Origin of the sequence: Shewanella sp. SM55, assembly GCF_025654025.1 — a bacterium.
GTDB classification, from domain to species: Bacteria; Pseudomonadota; Gammaproteobacteria; order Enterobacterales; family Shewanellaceae; genus Shewanella; species Shewanella oncorhynchi.
The window spans coordinates 150407-172886 of record NZ_JAKKRS010000004.1 but is presented as its reverse complement, the minus strand read 5'-3'; the positions used below and the strand labels follow the sequence as shown (position 1 = coordinate 172886).

Here is a 22480-nt window from a genome sequence, read left to right as displayed (position 1 = left end):
GATATTAGCTAGATAATAAAGTGAAATGCTTTGCTTATCTTAGTCAATAGTAAAACAAGATGCGACATTAGCTCAGTTGGTAGAGCGATACCTTGCCAAGGTATAGGTCATCGGTTCGAACCCGATATGTCGCTCCAATATTTTTAAAGTCTAATTCTCTCAACATGAGTTAGCAACTATGGCGCGATGGCAGAATGGCTATGCTGCGGATTGCAAATCCGTCGATCTCGGTTCGACTCCGGGTCGCGCCTCCATAGATTAAAGTATTAATGACACGATTCCCGTTGTTAATATCAAGAGTTTGCCCGAGTGGTGGAATCGGTAGACACAAGGGATTTAAAATCCCTCGCTGGTAACAGCGTGCCAGTTCAAGTCTGGCCTCGGGTACCATTATTTTGATAGTGATGGTAAAAATAAAGTCAGAATTTTAAATCGGCTTTTATTAAAAATTTGATTGTTGTACTAAGCGTTAGCTACATAGAGTTAATAATATTTTTGACATGATTCCCGTCATGAATATTCAGAGTTTGCCCGAGTGGTGGAATCGGTAGACACAAGGGATTTAAAATCCCTCGCTGGTAACAGCGTGCCAGTTCAAGTCTGGCCTCGGGTACCAAAAAAGAAAAAGCCTCGATATTTATATCGAGGCTTTTTTGCATTTAGATTTCTACTTTTAGTCGGCATTCTTTGTGAGGGGTTTAAGGTCAAACTTGACTGACGCACTTAACGTACTGCTTACTTTAGTTCGCAGAGGTCCTTGCGGCGACGCACATCAGGAGAGGCTAATAACCCTAAAATCACACAATAGTGCTACGTTTTAAGCTGATAGTGTCATTTGAATTAAGCCTGTAGTTATGCTGGCAGAGAAGTCGAGCGATAAGGTATGGGATTATGTTTGCTGAAAAGCAGGTCGTGAGTTTTTAGCCTTGGCTTGTTCTATTTATGCTAGAGATAAAACCTATAAATAGTAAGCCTATAAATAAAATCCTAGGTATAAAAAAGCGCCAGTAAAAACTGGCGCTTTTATTCATTTACTCGGTCAGTTTATGCTTGTTAGACAGTGATACTCGTGAATATCAGCTTATTGCCAATCATCGCTATTCCAGCGGTACAGCCAAGTCGCTGCAAGTGGTTTATCGTCTTTCTTAAGCTGTATTCTCAGTTCGGCTACATTGGTACTTTCTGGTTCGAAGCTGATAAATACTCGAGCGCCATTGATGTCCGGGTGGGCGACAATCCGAGACGACAGGATTTTACCTTTGCTGATGCTGGCATCGATGATAATTTTATCAATATCTTGCGGCTTGATGTTACTGAAATCGATAAGTAATTCTTTGCCTTTTGCTAAGACTTGCCCCTTAGTACTGCGGACAACACGTGCTTTTGACGCCGTAGAAGGGCTGTCGTTTGAGGCTGTTATGCGATAGGAGTATTTATAGGGCTGATCCTTTTTCAGTCCGCCTTGCGGCTCCCAATAGGCAACTATGTTGTCGTTGGTTTCAGCATTAGAGGGAATTTCAAGCAACACCAGTTGGCCTTTGCCCCAATCATTGAGGGGTTCAATCCATGCTGAAGGTCGAAGTTGATAGTTTGCACTCAGATCTTGATAGTCTTCAAATTTACGATGGCGCTGGATAAGACCAAACCCCTTTATATCTTCATCGCCAAAAGCACTGATCTGCAGTTTGTTAGGATTATTTAATGGGCGCCATAGGCGCTCGCCATTACCGCGATCGATTTGTAGGCCGTCGGAGTTATGTACTTGTGGGCGGTAATCGGGTTTATCTGAGTTATCGAGTCCGCCAAAGAGGAACATAGAGGTCAGCGGTGCAAGACCCACATGCTGGATATCTTTACGTGGGAATAAGGTTACATCCACTTCGACACGTGATGGTGCACCGGGATAAATACCAAAACGATAGGCGCCAGTGACACTTTGGCTATCTAGCAGAGCATGAACCACAATTGCCGTCTGATATTTAGATGGGCGCTCGACCCAGAAACGCTTAAACAGGGGATATTCTTCACCTTTTGGCTGAGCGACATCAATCGCTAGACCACGATTAGACAAGCCATAGGTTTGCCCTTTAGAGAGCACGCGAAAATAGCTCGCACCTTGAAACATGATGAATTCATCTTTTATTTCATCATCATTGATAGGGTAATGTAAACGCACACCCGCATATTGGCCCACTTGAGTGATGAGTTTTTCAATGGTGTCGTTAGGGACATCGAATGAAGCTTCTGTTAGCTCAATTGGAATAGCTTTGCTGTTTTCAACCACGTCGATATCGACAAGGTTTTTATAGAGAAAGCCTGGAGCAAAAAGTTGTACCGAAAATTTGGTCGGTGTTCCGCCCCAAATTGCGGCATTTTCTTGGTAATTGATTTTGCCATAGGTCGCGAAATCGAGATCAACCAGTTCTTTAGGTGCTTTTTTCGCTTCTTTAAATGGTTTTTGCGACAGTTGTTGAGCGAGTTCAATGACTGTGTCTTGGGAGAATTTTTTGGATTTCTTCTCTGGTGCAGGCGTTGGTGTTGTCTCTGCCGCTGCGGCATTGACGTTGTTTATGCCGACGACATAGACGATGGCGGTCAAGATGACAAAAGGTAGTTTTTTGAGTAATGCCGGATAACCGGTAGGGTAATTCATCATAAGATTCATTCGCAAAATGGAAACTCCTTACTAAAATGACGCTGATTCATAGGCACAATGTATGCTTCAGTCTATCTAATCCCTAAATATTAATAACTTGTCTGCTATAAAATCCTCAGTCGTGGGATTCGAGTAGCTGAGGTGAGGGATAATTTTACCTGCGTAGCTAGAGATTTGTAACATAAATTATGCTTGGCGCTATTTTAGGTGCCGTTCTCAATACTTTGCGGTGTGATTTTACGATAAGTAATAGCAATTGGTACTGCAGTAAAAACTGTCTTGGCTGAGCTAACACTGTTCTCATTGAATTCAGTGGCATTTTTACACAAAATTGGCACAGTTGAATCGAGAGTGTTAATTAAAAACTTACAATATCAAATGGTTAATCTTAACTATTGCTAATGAGTGATTCAGGCTCACGGTGTTAACTGTGAGCCCATTTAGATATGCTAACGTGGATATTAGGACTTGAGTAAGTGCGATAGGTCACTGCCCACAGGAATTAGGATCTCTTGCTGCTCGCCACAGAATAAATACGCAGGTTTGTCACCTAAGAGTGATAGTGTGTCTCCTTGTCGCCACAAAGCTGAGCCTTCAACTATGCCGATTACTGGGGTTAATGGGTCTACTTTAGTGAATTCTAATAACCGTTGGGCACGGGTTTCACCATTGTGGCCCGGTGCTTGGTAATTGGAATAGTGTGGATTGAGCTGGAACGGCACTAAGTTTAATGCCTTGAACGACGGCGGCTCGATGATCGGCATATCATTAGTGGTGCGAATACTCAGTCCCGATACGTTAGAACCCGCACTCCAGCCGATATAAGGTTTACCAAGGGCGACTTGCTCACGAATAAGCGCGACCAGATCATAATGATATAGTTGGTGTAACAGGTGAAAGGTGTTACCCCCACCGATTAAAATTCCATCGGCATCTTTTATTGCTTGTTTAGGGTCTGGATGCTGATGAATACCACTGATATCGAGTTCAAGCTCAGCTAACCCAGTCACGACAGACGCTAAATAAGTGTCATAACTCATGCTAACCCCTGCATAGGGGATAAAAATCCATTTTTGTGCGTTGGCGGTGAGCGGTTTAATAAAAGGGAGCGCGTGGACAAGATAAGGCGTATCACCGACACGAGAGCTGCTCAGTAGTAGGGCGTTGATTGTCATTTTGTATCCTGAAATCTCGGAGTGTATTGGTATGTTAACAAAGATTAATTCCGATAAACATAGAGAGTTAAAGCAGAATTGCGCCATAGCACGGCTAGCGGTGGTGTTTTTCAAGATAGTGATCCCCACCAAGATGGAGCGTTCTGGGCATTCTACTTCTGTGTGGCATCAATGCAAAAGTCAGTGATTGATGCGCCTTGAATTAAAGCTCTCAGAACGCGATGAAACTCGTCTCTTGAGGTTGCTTGGGCATAAGTTTAAGTTTCGATTAATATACTGTCCCTAGACTCTCGGCCATGAAAGGCAGTGTCTATATACGAGAAAGATAACCTATTTTAAAAACTCTTTTCTTTTACCACTTGAATTTCGATGATTTGGACATATTATGTCTTTGAACAAAGTTAAATGGCCTATTCTTGCCCTAAAGGAGCTGAAATGAAGCGTATATTTCTATTGATTGCGACTAACCTAGCTGTGTTGCTAGTAGCCTCAATTGTGATGTCTATTCTAGGCGTGAACACGTCTACTATGGGTGGACTGCTGGTGTTCGCTGCCATTTTTGGATTCGGTGGGGCCTTTATCAGCTTAGCCATTTCAAAATGGATGGCGAAAAAGACCATGGGTTGTGAAGTCATCACCACCCCACGTGACAGTACCGAACGTTGGTTAGTGGAGACGGTTGCCCGTCAAGCTAAGCAAGCGGGGATTAAAATGCCAGAAGTGGCGATTTATCAATCGCCTGACATGAATGCGTTCGCTACAGGCCCAAGTAAAGACAATTCATTAGTGGCTGTCAGTACGGGTCTATTATATGGCATGAGCCAAGATGAAATTGAAGGCGTATTAGCCCACGAAGTTAGCCACGTTGCTAACGGTGATATGGTGACCTTGACACTGATCCAAGGTGTGGTAAATACCTTTGTGATCTTCGCGGCCCGCGTAGTTGCTGGCATTATCAACAACTTTGTATCGAGCAATGATGAAGAAGGCGAAGGTTTAGGCATGTTTGCTTACATGGCCGTTGTTTTCGTACTGGATATGTTATTCGGTATCTTGGCTTCAATTATCGTCGCTTACTTCTCACGTATTCGTGAGTATAAAGCCGATGAAGGTGCGGCACGTTTAGCGGGTAAAGGTAAGATGATTGCTGCGCTTGAGCGTTTACGCCAAGGCCCTGAAAGTACGGCAATGCCTGCACAAATGTCAGCCTTCGGTATTAACGGCAAACGTTCAATGGCGGAAATGATGATGAGTCATCCTCCATTAGAGAAACGTATTGCTGCGTTAAGAGCGAGCTAATAAAGAGTGAGTTAACTCTTAACTCTTAAATGTTAAATCTGAGTCTTTAAGACTCACTTGATATTAGATTGAAGGCTTTTAACATCGGGCTCAAACTTTGGTTTGAGCCCGATTTTTTATGCCTGCAGCAAATTATGCTGCGCGGTTGCCGCAAGGGCACGGTAAACCAGTGTCGTTTGTTTTGCTTTGATATTCCAATGCTGCCAAAACAGCGGCACGCGCATGCGCCGTTCTGGGGTGATCTCAATCAGTATCCCTTTATAGATTAATGGTTTAGCTTGTAAATGCCCAACGAGCCCATAACCTAAACTCAAGTTAATCGCTTCTAAAAAGCTCTCGGAAGAGGGGATAGTATGTTGCCACCATTGCCCTGGCGTCATATTGAAATACTGGGCGAGAAACTTCTCATGCAACTTATCTTTGGTGGAGAACACTACCGCTGGCGCCTTTGCTAACTGAGCTTGGTTGATGGTGTTGAATGACGAGGTGTCACTAAATGATGGAGTGTCGCTCAGGTCGCCAAAATAGCGCGCAGCAAATTCGGGTGTGGCCACACACAAATATTCCATGGTGCCTAAAAACTCACTGCTGCAACCCGCCATCGGCACTTCGGTTGTGGTGACACATCCGACCGCTTCACCATTTTTCAATAGATGATGGGTGTAAGACTCATCATCGACAATTAATTCCAATAACCAAGCGTGGCGACTGAACATGCCTGCTAGCGCAGGTAAAAACCACGTGGCCAAACTGTCGGCATTCACAGCGATGCGCACTGTGGTTGGATGGTTGGGATCGTCGGCGTCCATCTCAGCTCTTAATTCACTCTCTAGTAATTGTACCTGTGAATAGTGGCGCAGCAGGCGCTTACCTGTGGGCGTTGCGACCACAGGATTGGAGCGAATAAGCAGTGACTGACCAACTTTTTCTTCAAGTTGTCGAATGCGCTGTGATACCGCCGACTGGGTGATGTGCAGCACTTTGGCAGCGCGGTCGAAGCCGCCTTCCGAGACCACAACGGCGAGCGCTTTGAGATTCGCGTATTCCAGCATAGTCATCCTCAAATGAGTGTATTTGGACGGTTATTAATTTTACTTATGATACATAAAAAACATTAGTTATATTAATTTTGTTGTTTTGACTATGCTAGCGCCTTCTTTGAACATGAGAGGTGGTTATGCAAGCGGCATTTATACAGGGTATGGGGATTGGTGGGAGTTTGATTATTGCTGTGGGCGCGCAAAATGCCTTTGTGCTCAAGCAAGGCATCAAGCGCTCATACCCGTTACCGATTGCCTTGCTCTGCTCTATCATTGATGCGCTGATGATCACTGCGGGTGTGGCGGGGCTGGGGCACATTATTGAATCTTTCCCGACCATTAAGCATGTGGCGAGTTTCGGTGGCGCCGCGTTTCTACTCTGGTATGGTGCGAATGCGCTAAAGGCGTCGTTTGTGGCTAAGGGCATTGAGATGGATCAGGCCGATAATGCGGACACATTTAAGAAAGCCGTACTGACGACGCTTGGGATCAGTTTGCTTAATCCGCATTTGTATCTTGATACTGTGGTGTTGCTCGGCAGCATTAGCACTCAATTTGATGATTTTGATCGACCTTGGTTTGGCGCGGGTGCCGTACTGGCATCATTTATTTGGTTTTTTGGCTTAAGTTTTGGTGCGCGTTTGTTAGCGCCCATTTTTACTCGCCCAGCGGCATGGCGTTATCTTGACCGTTTTATTTGGTTAACCATGTGGAGCATTGCCGCTGCGATTATTTGGCCCTATGTGGCAGGATAACCGGTGTTGGGATGCCATCGAATACGGGCATAGCTGAATACTTTTGCGGTTTTTTTGCTCGGTTAGAACGTATCTTGTGATATGAAAGTGAAAATTTTTCATGAAAAAGGTCCTGATTTCAGGACCTTTTCGTTATCGATTGCCGATTATTTATTCAGGCTACCAAGACCAACTGACAACGTTTACACTTTTGTGCCGATTAAAGCAGCAGCTTGAAGCCTTGTATTCGTCGTCATATTAGTCATTAACCCGCGATTTGCGCGAGTACGACTTCATGGTGATCTTTGGTTTTAAACTTATCGAATACGTGGGCGATGGTGCCGTCAGTATTGATAAGGAAGCTTAATCTGTGGATGCCATCATAGGTTTTTCCCATGAATTTCTTTTCACCCCAGACCCCAAAAGCGTCGGCGACACTGTGGTCTTCATCGCTCAACAAAGTGAAGTTGAGTGCTTGTTTCTCTGCAAATTTAGCCAGTTTAGCCACAGGATCTGGGCTAATGCCAAATACAGTGACATTTTGACTATCGAGCTCGGCTTTACTGTCACGTAGGCCGCAGGCTTGAACTGTGCAACCCGGGGTTGATGCTTTTGGGTAAAAATACACTAAAACAGGGCCTTGCTTAAGGCTGTCTGCCAGCGATACTGAGTTGCCATGTTGATCTTGCAGTGTAAAGTGAGGCGCTTTTGCCCCAGCCGTTAAGGTATTCATCTATTATCCTCTGTCCTCTAAGATGGCAGTGCCTTCCATACGACGAATAGTACAATCTAAGGTCATATCTTGGGCGAGCTGATAGATACTCTGTTCGAGCTTTTCTAGTTCAACTTTTTCAGGAATATTAATAGTTAGCGACACATTTTGCGTTTGTTCACCACCGGGGAGTTCCTCAGAAAATGAACGTACTGCGGCAAGATCTAATGACCTGTCAGCAAGGAACTGGGTAATGCGTTTAATGGTGCCGCGTTGGTCTTTACCCGTGAAGCGTACTTCGAGGCGAGAAAGGTAGTTTTGTGGTGTGTGTTTAGAGGTGCGTTTCATCACCGTCAGCAGTTCTAACTCAACGCTGAGACTGGGGAACATACTTTCAATTTTCGTTATTGATGCCCACGAGCCAGACAACATCATGATCAGGGTAAATTCGTTACCAAATAATGCCATACGGCTGTCGACGATATCGCAGTCACAGTCACTGGCAAGTCGAGCTAGTTTACTTACAAGTCCAGGACGGTCGAGACCCATCGCTGTTACGACCAGGAAATTGGTCATGAATTTTCCTCACTTTTTCGATATCATAGAGCGAAAACTCAGGGTTAAAGCTGAGTTTTTGTGCGGGATGTAATGCTACCATAACTAATTCAATTTGAGAGCCCCGTTAATGCTTGTCATTAGTGGTTGGCATCAGTACCATAGCGAATCCTGAAATCTTGGGGAAAGTCAGATGATAAACGGAAGCATCGTAGCCTTAATCACGCCAATGAACAGTGATGGCTCAGTAGATTTTGCAAGTCTTGAAAGGTTAGTCGAATTCCATATTGACCAAGGCACAGATGCCATTGTGGCCGTTGGTACTACTGGCGAGTCAGCGACTCTGCCTATGCCTGAGCATGTAGCGGTCGTTTCACAAACCGTTAAATTTGCTGCAGGACGTGTTCCTGTCATTGGTGGCAATGGCGCCAATGCCACATCTGAAGCCGTTGAGCTCACCAAGTCCTTATCTAAGGTGGGTGTTGCCGCTATGCTTGGTGTAACGCCATATTATAATAAGCCAACGCCTAAGGGATTGATTGCGCATTATAAAGCCGTGGCCGCTAGCACAGATATTCCACAAATTCTTTATAATGTTCCAGGCCGTACTGCCGTTGATATGCTGCCAGAAACCGTTGCCGAGCTTGTTAGCGTGAGCAACATTATTGGTGTAAAAGAGGCGACCGGTGACTTATCCCGTGTAAAACGTCTGCGCGAACTGTGCGGCGACGATTTCCTCTTGTATAGCGGTGATGATGCCACTGCCAGAGAGTTTTTACTCTTAGGTGGAAATGGCGTAATTTCTGTGGCTAACAACATAGTACCAAAGGCTTTTAAAGCTATGTGTGATGCGGCGCTCGCTGGCAATGCCGAGTTGGCTCAGAGCATAGATACCCCGCTGCGCGGTTTGTATAGCACACTGTTTTGTGAAGCCAACCCTATCCCAGTAAAATGGGCTGCCCATCGTATGGGGTTGATTAAATGTGGCCATATTCGTTTACCTTTGACTGAACTTTCTGAGCAATGTCATGGTCTGTTGATAGAAGCAATGACTCGTGCCCAGATAGAGGTTAAATAATTAATGTTAAAGAAAGTCACTCCACTGATCTTAGTTGCTGCGGTTGCAGCCTGTAGTTCGCCACTTGATCGCCGCCAAGCGAACGGTAACGACGACTATGTTCAGGCCGAGCAAGCGCCTTTGCTTAAGATCCCCGCGGGATTAAAAACGCCACCCTACAATAAAGAATTCGATGTACCAGCACTGGGTTCTAAAGTGAATGCTTCGCTGTATGGCAAAAACTTAGATATCCGTCCGCCACTGCAAGTACTGCCAATGGCGGAAGGTACTCATGTGGAAGAGGGCAGTGACAACATTAAAATCGTGGTTGAATCCATCGACAATGCTGTGGATTTGAAACAAGAAATCTTCACAAACTTAGATGGTTTCTTTGCTCAAAAAGGTATTGCTGTTCGTAGCCGTGATTTTGACAAAGGCAACATAGAAACCGATTGGATTGAAAGCCGTGAAGTGATTGAATCGAGCATGTGGGGCTCGGATAAAGTTTATCTGTTGCGCCAACGCTATCGTTTTGACGTGGAAACGCGTCCACATGGTCGTACTGCCAATATCGTTATTCACTTAGTTGAACACGAAGAGTTCTACGACGATAAAGCGCAACAAGTTTTATTAAGCGGTGAAGATAAGCAAAGATACACTATTGATATGCTGAACAGCGCCATTGCGTATATCAGCGTTAAGCGCGACCAAGCAATCCAATCGAATCGTTTGAAGCAAACCTTAGGTATTAATGTTGATCTCGTGACGCCTGAAGAAGGTAAAGCTTACTGGTCTGCTAAAGCCTCTTACAAGCAAGTGTGGGATCGTCTACGCATAGTGCTACCAGAAATGGGCTTTGAAATTGCCGATATGGATAGTGCTAAAGGATTGTACTTTATCAAGTTTGACGATAACTCTGGTTTCTGGAGTTCATTGTGGGGCGAAGATAAGTTAGCACTGAAAGAAGGTAGCTACCGTTTACTGCTTGAAGATGGTGATACTCCAGAAGAAACGAAAATCTTCCTTCGCGATGGCGAAGATCAGCCATTAAGCGATGAAGTGGTTAGCAATGTGTACCAGTCACTGTCAAACCTGATGAAAGAAGAACGTCAAATACGTTAATTTCAGCAGTTGACTAGAAAAGGGCGAATTATCGCCCTTTTTTATTGGCTGCGATTTGAGTTTTAAGCTGGGAGTTGTCGATTATCTAGGCGATCTGTGTTTCAGGATTTAATTATCTATATACCAATTTTTTTCAAATGGTTTTAGTGATAAATGTTGATTTAGTGGTGATAAGTAAAATTAATCACTTAACAACCTTGTTATCGTACTGCATTCTGGCAACTCAACCATTGATATCGCCAAAGACACTTAATCATACATATTTTGCGCTATCAGCGTAATTTGTAAGAAAAAGTAAAACGTATTGATGCGATGATGTGAGTGAGTAAACTAGCCGTCATTAATGCGAGTCATTCCTTGGAAGCCCGATGAAAAAAATTATTCTAATAATCGCCATATTGGCCGCGGCATGGTTTGGATACCAAGCCATGCAACCGCAAGAGATTGCTGCAGCCCAGATTAAACTCATACCTAATGTAGTGATTGCCACTGCAGCTATGGCGCCCATTCGCGATGAAGTTGAAGCTATTGGTAGCAATAAAGCCGCAGAATCTGTAACGATAACGCCTAAAGTCACCGACATGGTGATAGCGCTTAAATTTGACGACGGCGATATCGTTAAAAAGGGCGAGTTATTAGTCCAACTGCAAAATGCTGAGCAGATCGCTAAGGTTAAAGCCGCGCAAGTCAAAGTCAGTGATAATCAACGTGAATTAGCTCGGATCAGTTCGTTGGTGACTAGCCGCACTGTGGCCGAGTTAGAGCGCGACAGATTACAAACCCTTATTGATACCACCCGTGCCGAGCTCGAACAGGCGCAATCATCACTCAATGATCGCAGTATTCTGGCGCCTTTTAATGGCCGTTTAGGCTTACGTCAAATCAGTGTGGGCAGCTTAGTGTCGCCCGGCACTGTGATTACGACATTGGATGATATTTCTACCATTAAGCTCGATTTTTCAGTGCCAGAGCGCTTTATTCAAGATTTAGAGCCAGGTAAAAAGGTTGAAGCCAAAGCGGTCGCTTTCCCTGATGTGACTTTCAAAGGTGTGGTGACATCGATTGATAGCCGCGTGAATCCAACCACGCGCACAGTGATCGTTCGCGCCGAAATCCCCAATCCTGAGCTGCGTTTATTACCGGGCATGTTGATGAAGGTCAAACTCATCAAGCGTAGCCGCGAGGCCTTGATGTTGCCTGAATCTGCCATTATCCCGATCCAAAACAGCCATTATGTTTATAGCGTCAATGCCGACAAGGTGATTGAACGTAAACAAGTCACTATTGGTATTCGCACCCGTGGCTGGGTGGAGATCTTAGACGGTTTAGCCTTGGGCGAAAACGTGGTGATCCGCGGCTTACTGAAAGTTCATCCTGGGGATAAAGTGCAAACTGAGTTCGCGGAAAAGTTTAGTTATCTTGCCGATACGAACGCGGAGCCAAGTGTATGATCCTTACTGATCTCTCGGTCAAACGTCCCGTATTTGCCTCAGTGATCAGCTTGCTGCTGGTCGCTTTCGGGCTTGTCTCCTTTGATAAATTGCCCCTGCGCGAATACCCAAACATAGATCCGCCAGTGGTATCTATCGACACGAATTACCGCGGTGCCAGTGCTGCCGTGGTGGAAAGCCGCATTACCCAATTGATTGAAGACAGGATCAGTGGCGTCGAAGGCATTCGTCACGTGAGTTCATCGAGCAGTGATGGCCGCTCATCGGTTACCTTAGAGTTTGATATTAGTCGTAATATTGAAGATGCAGCTAACGATGTGCGCGACAGGATCTCAGGTTTACTCGACAATTTACCCGATGAAGCTGATCCCCCAGAAGTACAAAAGGCCAATGGCAGTGATGAAGTGATCATGTGGCTCAATCTTGTGTCAGATCAAATGACGACCCTAGAATTGACCGATTACACCAACCGTTATTTGTCGGACCGCTTTTCGGTGGTCGATGGTGTGGCGCGGATGCGTATTGGTGGTGGTAAGGTTTACGCCATGCGCGTTTGGCTTGACAGACAAGCCTTGGCCTCTCGCAGTTTAACGGTTGCCGATGTTGAGGCCGCGCTCAGAGCTGAGAACGTCGAGTTACCTGCAGGTTCGATAGAGTCGAAGGAGCGGCACTTTACAGTGCGACTGGAGCGGGGTTATCGCACTGCCGAAGATTTCGCAAACTTAGTGATCACCCAAGGGGAAGACGGTTATTTAGTCAAACTGAGCGATGTCGCACGGGTAGAAATTGGCTCTGATGAAGAGCGGATTATGTTCCGTGGCAACAAAGAGGCAATGATAGGTTTAGGCGTGTCTAAACAGTCAACCGCCAATACGTTAGAAGTGGCGCGCGCAGTGAACGCGCTGGTTGACAAAATCAACCCGACCTTGCCAGCGGGCATGTCGATTAAACGCAGCTACGATAGCTCAGTGTTTATCGAAGCCTCGATTAAAGAAGTGTATCAAACCCTGTTCACAGCGATGATTTTAGTGATTATCGTGATTTATCTGTTCCTTGGCAGCGTGCGCGCTATGTTGATCCCCGCGATCACTGTGCCTGTGTCTCTGCTCGGCACCTTTATTGTGCTGTATGCGCTAGGTTATACCATTAACCTCTTGACCTTATTGGCGATGATCCTCGCCATCGGTATGGTGGTGGATGATGCGATTGTGATGCTGGAAAACATCCATAGACGTATCGAAGAAGGAGATTCACCACTCAAAGCTGCTTTTCTCGGTGCGCGTGAAGTGGCTTTTGCTGTCATCGCGACCACACTCGTGTTGGTCGCGGTATTTATGCCAATCACTTTCCTTGAGGGTGACTTAGGTAAACTCTTTAAAGAGTTTGCCGTGACCATGAGTGCGGCGGTCCTGTTCTCTAGCCTAGTGGCGCTCACACTCACGCCCATGATGTGCTCTAAGTTGCTTAAGCCGAGCTCGCAGGATTCTTGGTTGGTGCGTAAGGTCGACGGCATAATGACAAAAGTGTCAAACCGGTATCAATTGTCCTTAAAATCCGCCATGGCTCACCCGATATTGGTGTCGATTCTGGTGTTAGTCGCATTAGGCTCTAGTGTCTATTTAGTCCAAAAAGTACCGCAAGAATTTGCGCCACAGGAAGACCGTGGTTCGTTATTCTTGATGGTCAACGGGCCACAGGGCGCGAGTTACGAATACATAGAATCCTATATGAATGAAGTGGAAAACCGCTTGATGCCATTGGTCGAAACGGGTGATATCAAACGTCTGCTCATTCGTGCCCCCCGTGGCTTTGGCCGCGCGGCGGATTTCTCTAACGGTATGGCAATCATAGTACTGGAAGACTGGGGCAAACGTCGTCCAGTAAAGGAAGTTATCGTCGACATTAATAAACGTCTTGCTAATCTCGCCGGGGTGCAAGCGTTCCCTGTAATGCGCCAAGCCTTTGGTCGCGGCGTAGGTAAACCTGTGCAATTTGTGATTGGTGGACCTAGCTACGAAGAGCTTGCCCGCTGGCGCGATATCATGATGCAAAAGGCGGCACAGAATCCCAAATTATTGGGATTAGATCACGATTATAAAGAGACTAAACCTCAACTTCGTGTCGTCATTGACAGAGATAGAGCCGCGAGCCTTGGAGTGTCGATTTCAAACATTGGCCGTACGTTGGAATCCATGCTGGGCTCACGCTTAGTGACGACGTTTATGCGTGACGGTGAAGAATACGATGTGATCGTTGAAGGCGAGCGCGATAATCAAAATACTGCGGCGGATCTGCAAAATATCTATGTTCGTTCCGAGCGCAGTCAGGAGCTTATTCCGCTGTCTAACTTAGTGACTGTGGAGGAGTTTGCCGACGCCAGTTCGCTTAATCGCTATAATCGCATGCGCGCGATCACCATAGAAGCCAGTTTGGAAGATGGTTATAGCTTAGGTGAAGCCCTTGATTATATGAATCAATTGGCGCGTACCTATTTGCCAGCGGAAGCGGTGATTAGCTACAAGGGCCAATCCCTCGATTATCAAGAGTCGGGTAGCTCTATGTACTTCGTATTCATCCTTGCACTGGGGATTGTATTCCTCGTGCTCGCGGCGCAGTTTGAGAGTTATATCCACCCTGTGGTGATCATGCTTACTGTGCCGCTGGCTACCGTCGGCGCCTTAATTGGTTTGTGGCTTACGGGGCAGAGTCTTAATATTTACAGTCAGATAGGCATTATTATGCTGGTCGGGTTAGCCGCGAAAAATGGCATCTTGATTGTCGAGTTTGCTAACCAATTGCGGGATAAAGGCGTTGATTTTGATAAGGCCATTATCCAAGCGTCAGCGCAGCGGTTACGACCTATCTTAATGACAGGGATCACCACTGCCGCTGGTGCCGTGCCATTGGTATTGGCGGTAGGCGCGGGTGCTGAAACTCGTTTTGTGATTGGTGTAGTGGTGTTGTCGGGGATTTTACTGGCAACCCTATTCACTATCTTCGTGATCCCCGCCGCTTATGGACTCTTTGCCCGCAACAGCGGATCGCCCGAAGCCATCGCCCAACAGTTAGAAAAAGAATTAGCCCAAGACTAGCGCCTAACACCGGCTGATGTTGAAAGCACACGAAAGTCCACATATATAGGCGCTTGGTATTCATCAAGCGCCTTATTTTTCGCCATTCGAACCTCGTTTTAGCCCTTGCCCTTGAAAAGCAAATTTGGAGCCCCATTTAGTAAACACTAAGCGTTACTTTTACCAAATTGCGTAACAAATAAAGGAAAATTTCATGTCACAACAAGAAACTCATGGTTTTCAAACAGAAGTCAAACAGCTGTTGCATTTGATGATCCATTCTTTGTATTCCAACAAAGAAATTTTCTTGCGTGAACTGGTCTCCAACGCTGCGGATGCGGCGGACAAGCTGCGTTATCTGGCGTTGACCAATGACGCACTCTATGAAGGCGACGGTGAACTGCGAGTCCGTATCAGTGCCGATAAAGAAAAAGGCACTGTGACCATCGAAGATAACGGCGTGGGTATGACCCGCGACGGCGTGATTGAGCATTTAGGCACAATCGCAAAATCAGGCACCGCTGATTTCTTTAAGAATCTATCGGGCGAATCCTCAAAGGATTCACAGTTAATCGGTCAGTTCGGTGTCGGTTTCTATTCAGCCTTTATCGTGGCGAAGAAAGTCACTGTTCGCACTCGCGCTGCCGGTCATAAGGCCGATGAAGCCGTATTGTGGGAATCAGAAGGCGAGGGTAACTTTACCGTTGATACCATCACCAAGGCGAGCCGTGGTACTGAAATTACGCTGCACCTGCGTGACGAAGAAAAAGAATTTGCCGATGATTGGCGCCTGCGTTCGATCATCACTAAATACTCAGATCATATCTCTGTGCCAGTCGAAATGTGGCAAGAAGGCTCGCCAGAGCGTGATGGTCCTGATGGCGAAAAAATTCCTGCGACCGAAGGTCAATGGAAAGTCATGAACAAAGCCACGGCTTTGTGGATGCGCAATAAAGCTGACATCAGTGACGAAGAGTATCAAGAGTTTTACAAACACATTTCCCACGATTATACCGATGCACTACTGTGGAGTCATAATCGGGTAGAAGGTAAGCAAGAATACACTAACCTATTGTATATTCCTGCAAAAGCGCCTTGGGATATGTGGAATCGCGACCGTAAACACGGCCTAAAACTGTTTGTGCAACGTGTGTTCATCATGGATGACGCTGAGCAATTTATGCCATCTTATCTGCGCTTCGTGCAGGGCTTAATTGACTCAAACGATCTGCCGCTGAACGTATCCCGCGAAATTCTGCAGGATAACCACGTGACCAAAGCGATGCGTACTGGTATCACCAAACGTGTGCTTGGCATGCTGGAAAAACTGGCGAAAGACGATGCGGAAAAATATCAACAGTTCTGGGCTGAATTTGGTCAAGTGCTGAAAGAAGGACCTGCGGAAGATTTCGCTAACCGTGAACGTATCGCGGGCTTATTGCGTTTTGCATCGACCCACACAGGCAGTGCTGCGCCGACTGTGTCACTTGATGACTACATCAGCCGCATGAAAGAAGGCCAAACTAAGATTTATTACATTGTTGCCGACAGCCATGAAGCCGCCGCTAACAGCCCACATTTAGAGTTGTTACGTAAGAAAGGCATTGAAGTCTTACTGATGTCAGAGCGTATCGACGAGTGGCTAATCAACCACTTAACTGAGTACAAAGAGAAACAACTGCACTCAGTGACCCGTGGTGATTTAGAACTTGGCGAGCTGGAAGATGCATCTGAAAAAGAAGCGCAAGAAAAGCTTGAGCAAGAATCGGTAGCTTTAGTTGAACGCATTAAAGCGGCATTAGGCTCAACCGTTGCGGATGTGAAAGTCACGTCACGCTTAACTGACACCCCAGCCTGTGTGGTGGCGGGTGAAGGCGAAATGTCGACTCAGATGATTAAGCTGATGCAAGCTGCGGGTCAACCTGTGCCAGAAGTGAAGCCGACATTTGAGATCAACCCAGCGCACCCATTAGTATCGCGCTTAAATGATCTTCAAGATGAAGCCGCCTTCGCGGATTGGTCAAATCTGCTGCTGCAACAGGCGCAATTATCTGAAAAAGGCAGCCTTGCGGACCCATCGGCCTTTATCAAGCTGATGAACCAAATGTTACTGGCTAACATGAAGTAAATGACTATCGGGGCCCTTCTTTGAACGGCCCCGATATTGTTTCTAGTGCAGGAAGAGTGGTTTGCGCCTAGCCTGTCACTCAATTCATTAGCGATAACACAAGCTGTTAAGACAACGATTTTAAAATAGCGCGTTGAAACTGAGTGCTAACACTTAGTTTTAAAAGAATAAGGCCTCCTATGATTGAGGCCTTAAACGTTAAGGGAATACTATGGACAATATCCTTAGCCTGACTAAAGACAATATTCAGCAAGTGGTTGACGCCTCGATGCAACAGATCGTGGTGTTAGCATTTTGGGCACAGCCGCAGGAACAAAGTGTGGCTATGCTGCATACCTTAGAGCAAATTGCCGCGCAAAATGCGGGTCGATTCGTGCTCGCTAAAGTCGACTGTGAAGCCGAATTAGAAATCGCCAATTACTTTCGCATTCAAAGTCTACCGACCACGTTAGTATTGGATAAAGGTCAGCCTGTCGATGGTTTTGCTGGCCTGCAAGATGCTGCGCAAGTCACGGCTATGCTGGATAAATATTTACCACCTATGTGGCAGTTACAGTTAGAACAGGCCAAAGCATTGCTCGCCTTGAGTCAAGTAAGTGCAGAAGATCTTGCTACAGCGGCTGTGTTGCTTAAAGACGCGCATGCGGGGTCAAATCAAGCGGGTGAGGTGAGTCTAGTGCTTGCCGATGTGTATCTTATGCAGGGCGAATTAGTGTTAGCACAAGCCATGCTTGAGAAGGTAGGGCTTGCTGACCAAGATGGTTACTACCAGAGTTTAAAAGCTAAGCTCGCACTTGCCTTAGATGCGGCGGATACCCCTGAAATTCGCGATTTGCAGCAAAAGTTTGAGCAAAATCCAACAGATTTAGTGTTATTACTCGAGCTGAGTAAGGCATTGCATGCCGCCCACCGCGATGATGAAGCATTAGAACTGTTATTCGGTGTGCTCAGTAAAGATTTAGGTGCTGAAAATGGCACAGTAAAACAAGTATTTATGGAAGTATTAACGGCACTTGGCCAAGGTAATCCCATAGCCAATAAATACCGCCGTAAGCTCTATACTTTGCTCTATTAATGAAAAAAATCGCTTAGTAACCGCAGTTTATTTGCGGTTTCTGAGGCTAAAGTCGAAGCTAAAACCCTTCTCAATGGCGGCCAGATGTGCGAAGATCGCCGCCCTAAGAAGAATATCAATGCGAAAAGAGGACTCTTGAGATGCGCATTATCCTATTGGGCGCCCCAGGTGCCGGTAAAGGTACCCAGGCCCAGTTCATTATGGAACAGTATGGTATCCCACAAATTTCCACTGGTGATATGTTACGTGCCGCGGTAAAAGCGGGTACTCCACTGGGTTTGGAAGCGAAAAAAGTGATGGATGCAGGCCAACTGGTTTCTGATGATCTGATCATCGGTCTGGTTAAAGAGCGTATCGCACAGGAAGACTGTGTTAAAGGTTTCTTGTTAGACGGTTTCCCACGTACCATCCCACAGGCGGATGCGATGGCAGCAAACGGTATTAGCATTGATCACGTGATTGAAATCGACGTGCCAGACGAAGAAATCGTTAAGCGAATGAGCGGTCGCCGTGTTCACCCAGGTTCTGGCCGTGTTTACCATGTGGTTTTTAATCCACCTAAAGTGGAAGGTAAAGACGACGTGACGGGCGAAGATTTAGCTATTCGTCCAGATGATGAAGAAAGCACAGTGCGTAAACGCCTCGCGATCTATCACGAGCAAACTAAGCCGCTGGTTGAATACTACGGTAAAGTGGCTGCCGCTGGCCAAACTCAATACAACAAGTTTGACGGTACTCAATCGGTTGCGGCCGTGAGTGAGCAGTTAGCTAGAGTGTTGAAATAACCGAATAAAGGTTAATTTACGAGAACAAGTTCTCATATTAAGAAAAAGCCTGCCCATGCAGGCTTTTTTTATGGGTATCGCAATGTTAGCCTCCAAGTGAACTTCATTAACCATGAGCCTAACGTTGAATCCTTCCCCTGCTTTTGGTGTGTTATTGGTTAACCTCGGCACGCCTGATCAACCTAGTCCTAAGGCCGTTAAACGCTTTTTAAGGCAGTTTTTAAGTGATCCGCGTGTCGTCGATTTATCGCCGTGGATTTGGCAACCGCTGCTGAACGGTATTATTCTCAACACCCGTCCGGCTAAAGTCGCGAAACTTTACCAAAGCGTGTGGACGCCGGAAGGCTCGCCCTTGATGGTGATAAGTGCACGCCAAGCACAAAAGTTGGCGGTGGACTTAAGCGCAACCTTTAACCAGACCATTCCGGTTGAACTGGGTATGAGTTACGGCAATCCCTCCATCGATGCGGGATTTGAACGCCTGAAAGATCAAGGAGCAGAGCGTATTATTGTGCTGCCTTTGTATCCCCAATATTCCTGCTCGACGGTGGCAAGTGTGTTCGATGCCGTTGCCCGTTATCTTAAAACCGTGCGTGACATGCCGCAGGTTCGCTTTAATAAAGACTATTTTGACCATAGCGCTTATATTGCTGCGCTGGCACACAGTGTGACGCGCCACTGGAAAACCCATGGGCAGGCCGACAAGTTGCTCTTGTCATTTCATGGTATTCCACTGCGTTATGTGAAAGAAGGCGATCCATACCGCGAGCAGTGTTTTGTCACGGCTAAACTGTTGGCGCAAAAACTTGAGCTGAGCGAGTCGCAATGGCAAGTGTGCTTCCAATCGCGCTTTGGCCGCGAAGAATGGTTAACGCCCTACGCCGATAAATTACTGGCCGAGTTACCTGCGCAAGGGATCAAAAGTGTCGATGTGATTTGCCCTGCGTTTGCGACCGATTGCCTCGAAACCTTAGAAGAAATCTCCATTGGTGCTAAGGAAACCTTTTTACATGCGGGTGGCAGCGACTATCGGTTTATCCCTTGTTTGAACGACGATGAGTTACACATTGAATTATTACGGCAATTAATCCAAGAACAAGCGGTATCTTGGGTATAGGAGCACTGGCTTCGAACTGATTTTGTGATAGAATCTGCGCCCTTCCGGCTAAGGGGTGGTTTTTTTGTCTCGCTAGCCTAGACTCAATATTTTTAGGATGCTGCTTGGCTTGACCGCCTCGGCAGACGCCAATTAGCATGGATGCCAGGAAAAGAGAGCCACTATGAAGTTTCCCGGTCAGCGTAAATCTAAACATTATTTTCCGGTTAAGACCCGAGATCCGCTGCTTGAACAGCTGACTCAACAGCCTCAGCCGTATGCGACCTATATCAGCGGTATTGATCAAACCTTAGTGGATATCGAAGCGAAAGTGGAAGACGAATTGCTGAGCCGTTATGGCTTGCCCAAAGGCAATTCTACCTTGATCAATGATGAACAGGCCCACAGACTCTACACTGAGTTAAAAATTCATGGTTTGATTAGCGATGAATTTGCTGGTGGCACGATTGGCAACACAGTGCACAATTATTCTATTCTGGCCGATGACCGTTCAGTGCTGTTTGGGGTAATGAGTCAGAATATCGAAGTGGGCAGTTACGCCTACCGCTATTTATGTAATACCTCTTCTAAAGTCGACCTTAACTTTCTACAACCTGTAGATGGTCCTATCGGTCGCTGTTTTACCCTGATTTCTGAGTGCGGCGAGCGAACATTTGCGATCAGCAAAGGCGCTATGGATAAACTCACACCTGAATTTATCGATAAAGACGTGGTGCAGGGCAGTTCAGCCTTAGTGTTGACCGCGTATTTGATGCGCGCCAGTGATGGCGACCGTATTACCGATGCGGCCATGTGCGCTATCGAATATGCAAAAGCCGCCGAAGTTCCCGTGGTATTAACCTTAGGCACGCGTTTCTTGATTGAAGAAGATCCACAATGGTGGCAAAACTTCATCAAAGAACATGTCACCATTTTGGCGATGAATGAAGACGAAGGTGAAGCCTTAACGGGTTCACGGGATCCTCTGCTTGCCAGTGAAAAAGCCTTGGAATGGTGCGACATGGTATTAACCACAGCGGGTCCAATCGGGCTTTATACTGCGGGTTATACCGAGGACTCAGAAAAACGCGAAACGACTCACACGCTGTTGCCGGGTGCTATCCCTGAATTTAATCGTTATGAATTCTCCCGTCCAAAGCTTAAAAGTGACTGTGAAACACCAATCAAAGTCTTTGCCCACATTTCACCTTACATGGGCGGCCCTGAAAAAATCGGTAACACTAATGGCGCTGGCGATGGCGCATTATCGGCGTTATTGCACGATCTGGCGGCCAATACTTTCCACAAGACTAACGTGCCAGGCTCAAGTAAACATAAGCGCGATGGCCTGTGTTATTCTTCGTTCTCTCAAGTGTGTAAGTATGCTAACCGCGTCGCCTATGAAGTCTTAGCTCAGCATAGCCCGCGTTTATCCCGCGGTTTACCTGAGCGCGAAGACAGCTTAGAAGAATCCTACTGGGAAAGATAAGTCGGTAGCTGTATTGGTATTAAGCTGACTGATTTACGTTAGGGCAATAACGGCAAACCGTTGTTGCCCTTATTTTTATGGCGTTTATCAATAATCAATTAACTAAGCATTAATTTTAACTACAGGCAGTTGCGAATAAATGTTAACGTTAGTCGGGTTCAGGTAGTCCAAATACAGCGATAATTTAAGGTGGAATTTTCGGTGAAAGCGCAAATCTTAAGAGAAATGAAGGTACTCACGGCCATAGAGCCTGAGTTCGAAGTGCAACGTCGTGTCGCGTTTATTAAAACCAAACTAAAAGAAGCGCGTAGCAAGGCATTGGTATTAGGGATCAGCGGTGGGGTGGATTCTTCTACTGCTGGGCGTTTGTGTCAGTTGGCGGTGGACAGTTTAAACCAAGAAAATGGCCAAGGCGGTTACCAGTTTATCGCTGTGCGATTACCCTATCAGATCCAAAAAGATGAGCATGAGGCGCAATTAGCCTGTCAGTTTATTCAGCCCTCTAAGTTGGTCACTGTGAATGTGCATCAAGGTGTTGATGGCGTGCACAGCGCTACCGTTGCCGCGTTAGTCGAAGCTGGATTGCCTTTGCCCGATGTGGCGAAAGTGGATTTTGTGAAGGGTAACGTTAAAGCCCGTATGCGGATGATCGCCCAGTATGAACTCGCCGGACTCGTAGGCGGGCTTGTGGTGGGGACAGATCACAGCGCCGAAAATATCACAGGTTTTTACACTAAATGGGGCGATGGTGCCTGCGATTTAGCGCCATTATTTGGTCTTAACAAACGCCAAGTTCGCCAACTCGCCGCGTATCTTGGCGCGCCAGAATCGTTAGTCTATAAAGCGCCGACCGCGGATTTAGAAGACAATAAACCGTTACTCGAAGATGAAGTCGCGCTTGGCTTAACCTATGCGCAAATCGATGATTTCCTTGAGGGTAAAGACGTCGGCAAGGCGGTTGAAGACAAGTTGATTGGTATTTATAAGGCGACGCAGCATAAACGTCAGCCTATTCCAACCATTTACGACTAACCC

General features: G+C 46.3%; 17 protein-coding genes and 4 tRNA genes. 16 read left to right on the top strand and 5 right to left on the bottom strand.

The features are described from left to right. The first annotated feature begins 61 nt into the window (after positions 1 to 61). The 4 genes from L5L91_RS07895 to L5L91_RS07880 all read left to right on the top strand — a co-directional run bounded on the left by L5L91_RS07895 (position 62) and on the right by L5L91_RS07880 (position 616). A tRNA-Gly gene (locus tag L5L91_RS07895) sits at positions 62 to 137 on the top strand. Positions 138 to 180: 43 nt separating this feature from the next. Next, positions 181 to 254, top strand: a tRNA-Cys gene (locus L5L91_RS07890). 49 nt (positions 255 to 303) lie between these two features. Beyond that, a tRNA-Leu gene (locus tag L5L91_RS07885) sits at positions 304 to 390 on the top strand. Between the two features lie 139 nt (positions 391 to 529). Further along, positions 530 to 616 (top strand) — tRNA-Leu (locus L5L91_RS07880). 465 nt (positions 617 to 1081) lie between these two features. Here L5L91_RS07880 and L5L91_RS07875 read toward each other — a convergent pair. Next, the gene (locus L5L91_RS07875) at positions 1082 to 2665 is read right to left on the bottom strand and encodes a glucan biosynthesis protein G (protein WP_249195627.1); all 1584 of its coding nucleotides are present in this window, start codon (positions 2663 to 2665) and stop codon (positions 1082 to 1084) included. Between the two features lie 452 nt (positions 2666 to 3117). Continuing rightward, the gene (gene pepE / locus L5L91_RS07870) at positions 3118 to 3831 is read right to left on the bottom strand and encodes a dipeptidase PepE (protein ID WP_263236050.1); all 714 of its coding nucleotides are present in this window, start codon (positions 3829 to 3831) and stop codon (positions 3118 to 3120) included. Positions 3832 to 4266: 435 nt separating this feature from the next. Between pepE and htpX the strand changes: the two genes are divergently transcribed. Beyond that, the gene (htpX, locus tag L5L91_RS07865) at positions 4267 to 5130 is read left to right on the top strand and encodes a protease HtpX (RefSeq protein ID WP_006082065.1); all 864 of its coding nucleotides are present in this window, start codon (positions 4267 to 4269) and stop codon (positions 5128 to 5130) included. Between the two features lie 116 nt (positions 5131 to 5246). Here htpX and L5L91_RS07860 read toward each other — a convergent pair whose 3' ends face one another. Next, a complete protein-coding gene (locus tag L5L91_RS07860; protein ID WP_263236048.1) occupies positions 5247 to 6182 on the bottom strand; it encodes a LysR family transcriptional regulator ArgP in 936 nt (311 codons plus the stop codon). Positions 6183 to 6307: 125 nt separating this feature from the next. Between L5L91_RS07860 and L5L91_RS07855 the strand changes: the two genes are divergently transcribed. Further along, positions 6308 to 6925, top strand: coding sequence for a LysE/ArgO family amino acid transporter (locus tag L5L91_RS07855; RefSeq protein WP_028759646.1), 618 nt, complete (start codon positions 6308 to 6310; stop codon positions 6923 to 6925). 244 nt (positions 6926 to 7169) lie between these two features. Here L5L91_RS07855 and bcp read toward each other — a convergent pair whose 3' ends face one another. Together bcp and L5L91_RS07845 are read right to left on the bottom strand one after the other, a co-directional pair. Further along, positions 7170 to 7637 (bottom strand): thioredoxin-dependent thiol peroxidase, encoded by a 468-nt coding sequence (gene bcp, locus L5L91_RS07850; protein ID WP_263162992.1) that lies wholly within the window; start codon positions 7635 to 7637, stop codon positions 7170 to 7172. Positions 7638 to 7640: 3 nt separating this feature from the next. Next, the gene (locus L5L91_RS07845) at positions 7641 to 8192 is read right to left on the bottom strand and encodes a glycine cleavage system protein R (protein WP_028759648.1); all 552 of its coding nucleotides are present in this window, start codon (positions 8190 to 8192) and stop codon (positions 7641 to 7643) included. Positions 8193 to 8364: 172 nt separating this feature from the next. Here L5L91_RS07845 and dapA point away from each other — a divergent pair, with 172 nt between their 5' ends. The 10 genes from dapA to nadE all read left to right on the top strand — a co-directional run bounded on the left by dapA (position 8365) and on the right by nadE (position 22477). Further along, on the top strand, positions 8365 to 9249 hold the full coding sequence (gene dapA / locus L5L91_RS07840; protein WP_263162991.1) for a 4-hydroxy-tetrahydrodipicolinate synthase: 885 nt from the start codon (positions 8365 to 8367) through the stop codon (positions 9247 to 9249). Between the two features lie 3 nt (positions 9250 to 9252). After that, the gene (bamC, locus tag L5L91_RS07835; protein ID WP_263162990.1) at positions 9253 to 10350 is read left to right on the top strand and encodes an outer membrane protein assembly factor BamC; all 1098 of its coding nucleotides are present in this window, start codon (positions 9253 to 9255) and stop codon (positions 10348 to 10350) included. Between the two features lie 368 nt (positions 10351 to 10718). Next, the gene (locus tag L5L91_RS07830; RefSeq protein ID WP_198572356.1) at positions 10719 to 11801 is read left to right on the top strand and encodes an efflux RND transporter periplasmic adaptor subunit; all 1083 of its coding nucleotides are present in this window, start codon (positions 10719 to 10721) and stop codon (positions 11799 to 11801) included. Beyond that, on the top strand, positions 11798 to 14893 hold the full coding sequence (locus L5L91_RS07825) for an efflux RND transporter permease subunit (protein ID WP_131523289.1): 3096 nt from the start codon (positions 11798 to 11800) through the stop codon (positions 14891 to 14893). Before L5L91_RS07830 ends, L5L91_RS07825 begins: the two co-directional genes overlap by 4 nt. A 193-nt stretch (positions 14894 to 15086) precedes the next feature. After that, a complete protein-coding gene (gene htpG, locus L5L91_RS07820) occupies positions 15087 to 17000 on the top strand; it encodes a molecular chaperone HtpG (protein WP_028759653.1) in 1914 nt (637 codons plus the stop codon). A 211-nt stretch (positions 17001 to 17211) separates the two neighbouring features. Beyond that, positions 17212 to 18075: a tetratricopeptide repeat protein gene (locus L5L91_RS07815; protein ID WP_263236047.1), complete on the top strand. Its 864-nt coding sequence runs from the start codon at positions 17212 to 17214 to the stop codon at positions 18073 to 18075. A gap of 140 nt (positions 18076 to 18215) precedes the next feature. Continuing rightward, positions 18216 to 18860 (top strand): adenylate kinase, encoded by a 645-nt coding sequence (gene adk / locus L5L91_RS07810; protein WP_028759655.1) that lies wholly within the window; start codon positions 18216 to 18218, stop codon positions 18858 to 18860. A 112-nt stretch (positions 18861 to 18972) separates the two neighbouring features. Further along, a complete protein-coding gene (gene hemH, locus L5L91_RS07805) occupies positions 18973 to 19977 on the top strand; it encodes a ferrochelatase (RefSeq protein ID WP_263171946.1) in 1005 nt (334 codons plus the stop codon). A gap of 163 nt (positions 19978 to 20140) precedes the next feature. Continuing rightward, entirely contained in the window at positions 20141 to 21445 is a 1305-nt protein-coding gene (locus tag L5L91_RS07800) for an inosine/guanosine kinase (protein WP_263236046.1), read from the top strand. 201 nt (positions 21446 to 21646) lie between these two features. Continuing rightward, on the top strand, positions 21647 to 22477 hold the full coding sequence (gene nadE / locus L5L91_RS07795) for an ammonia-dependent NAD(+) synthetase (RefSeq protein WP_168825281.1): 831 nt from the start codon (positions 21647 to 21649) through the stop codon (positions 22475 to 22477). The last annotated feature ends 3 nt before the right edge of the window (positions 22478 to 22480 follow it).

Coding starts and splice junctions, on each gene's coding strand:
- L5L91_RS07875 (WP_249195627.1), bottom strand. CDS start 2,665: ATGAATCTTATGATGAATTACCCTACCGGTTATCCGGCATTACTCAAA.
- pepE (WP_263236050.1), bottom strand. CDS start 3,831: ATGACAATCAACGCCCTACTACTGAGCAGCTCTCGTGTCGGTGATACG.
- htpX (WP_006082065.1), top strand. CDS start 4,267: ATGAAGCGTATATTTCTATTGATTGCGACTAACCTAGCTGTGTTGCTA.
- L5L91_RS07860 (WP_263236048.1), bottom strand. CDS start 6,182: ATGCTGGAATACGCGAATCTCAAAGCGCTCGCCGTTGTGGTCTCGGAA.
- L5L91_RS07855 (WP_028759646.1), top strand. CDS start 6,308: ATGCAAGCGGCATTTATACAGGGTATGGGGATTGGTGGGAGTTTGATT.
- bcp (WP_263162992.1), bottom strand. CDS start 7,637: ATGAATACCTTAACGGCTGGGGCAAAAGCGCCTCACTTTACACTGCAA.
- L5L91_RS07845 (WP_028759648.1), bottom strand. CDS start 8,192: ATGACCAATTTCCTGGTCGTAACAGCGATGGGTCTCGACCGTCCTGGA.
- dapA (WP_263162991.1), top strand. CDS start 8,365: ATGATAAACGGAAGCATCGTAGCCTTAATCACGCCAATGAACAGTGAT.
- bamC (WP_263162990.1), top strand. CDS start 9,253: ATGTTAAAGAAAGTCACTCCACTGATCTTAGTTGCTGCGGTTGCAGCC.
- L5L91_RS07830 (WP_198572356.1), top strand. CDS start 10,719: ATGAAAAAAATTATTCTAATAATCGCCATATTGGCCGCGGCATGGTTT.
- L5L91_RS07825 (WP_131523289.1), top strand. CDS start 11,798: ATGATCCTTACTGATCTCTCGGTCAAACGTCCCGTATTTGCCTCAGTG.
- htpG (WP_028759653.1), top strand. CDS start 15,087: ATGTCACAACAAGAAACTCATGGTTTTCAAACAGAAGTCAAACAGCTG.
- L5L91_RS07815 (WP_263236047.1), top strand. CDS start 17,212: ATGGACAATATCCTTAGCCTGACTAAAGACAATATTCAGCAAGTGGTT.
- adk (WP_028759655.1), top strand. CDS start 18,216: ATGCGCATTATCCTATTGGGCGCCCCAGGTGCCGGTAAAGGTACCCAG.
- hemH (WP_263171946.1), top strand. CDS start 18,973: ATGAGCCTAACGTTGAATCCTTCCCCTGCTTTTGGTGTGTTATTGGTT.
- L5L91_RS07800 (WP_263236046.1), top strand. CDS start 20,141: ATGAAGTTTCCCGGTCAGCGTAAATCTAAACATTATTTTCCGGTTAAG.